1 protein-coding gene is annotated in these 1138 nt (G+C 30.8%); it reads left to right on the top strand.

Translation table 11 applies throughout. The features are described 5' to 3' along the window. Nucleotides 1-220: 220 nt before the first annotated feature. Nucleotides 221-940, top strand: coding sequence for a metallophosphoesterase family protein (locus tag CN514_RS24935; RefSeq protein ID WP_098234848.1), 720 nt, complete (start codon nucleotides 221-223; stop codon nucleotides 938-940). The last annotated feature ends 198 nt before the right edge of the window (nucleotides 941-1138 follow it).

The following is a 1138-nucleotide window of genomic DNA, read 5'->3' as shown; positions in this document are numbered from 1 at the left end:
ACTTTAAGGGGTGCAGCCTGAAAATCGCTCCTTTTTTCTTTTATGGTAAGATAATTTGGAAGGATAAATATTCTTTTAAATTGAATATTTTAATTGTTAACAAATATGAGAAGTTCTCTTTAACAATTTTAATCCAAATAAATGTTTGCTAGTGTATAAGGCATAATTAGATTGGGTCTTTTAGGTAAAATGCAAATGTTTGAGATCAGGAGGAATTATCATGACAAAAATAGCAATTATTTCAGATATCCACGGAAATAAAACTGCATTAGAAGCAGTTGTAAAAGACATTCGCTCTAGGGAAATTGAGAGGATTTTTTGCTTAGGTGATCTAATTGGTAAAGGGCCTCAAGGCTCGGAGTGTATAGAGCTCGTTCAAAAAAATTGCGAAAAAGTAGTCCGTGGCAATTGGGATGTATTTATTCAGTCACCTGCAGAAAATGATTTTATTAAATGGTTTAGAGATCGATTAACAGAAAAAGACTATGAATTTCTAGCTTCATTACCATTTCATATTGACCTTGAATTAAATGGACAATTAATCAGGTTTTTTCACGCTTCACCAAGAAGTGAATTTGAGAGGATTTTACCATTTCATCCAATTGAAAAACGGTTAAGTATGTTTGAAAATAGTGAGATAACAAATTCAACCAAAAATGATAAGACACCTGATATCATCTTTTATGGCGATATACATACTACTTTTATGGAAACTTTCAAAAACGGAATTTTATGTAATGTAGGAAGTGTTGGAAATTCCCTTGATTTAACTTCAGCGTCGTATGCGATTCTTGATGGTTCATATTCTACTAATTCGATCCAATTTGTAAGGGTAGAATATGATAAAGAAGCAGAACTTAAAATTGCCGAAGAGTTAAAATTGCCGGATCTAGATAAATACCATGATGAAATAATGTTCGCTAAGTACAGAAATTCATAATCTAAAATTAAAAACAGTGGGAATACCTAACTTTCCACTGTTTATTTTATTATTTAGCTGTTTTTTTCAAAAATGGTTTTGACAGTCTCAATGAATTAACTTTTGTCATTTTCTCTTGTAGATAAAGGCATTTGATTCCCCCTATTTCAAAAGCATATTATTGTTACATTCCATTTTACTAGATTAATGAATATGTAA

The sequence above is a fragment of the Bacillus sp. AFS001701 genome (genome assembly GCF_002559405.1).
Lineage (GTDB): Bacteria > Bacillota > Bacilli > Bacillales > Bacillaceae_G > Gottfriedia.
The sequence above is the reverse complement of the archived record's forward strand: the minus strand, read 5'-3'. Positions and strand labels throughout refer to the sequence as shown.

Excerpts from the sequence above, each read along its gene's own strand:
- CN514_RS24935 (WP_098234848.1), top strand. The coding sequence starts at position 221 with ATGACAAAAATAGCAATTATTTCAGATATCCACGGAAATAAAACTGCA.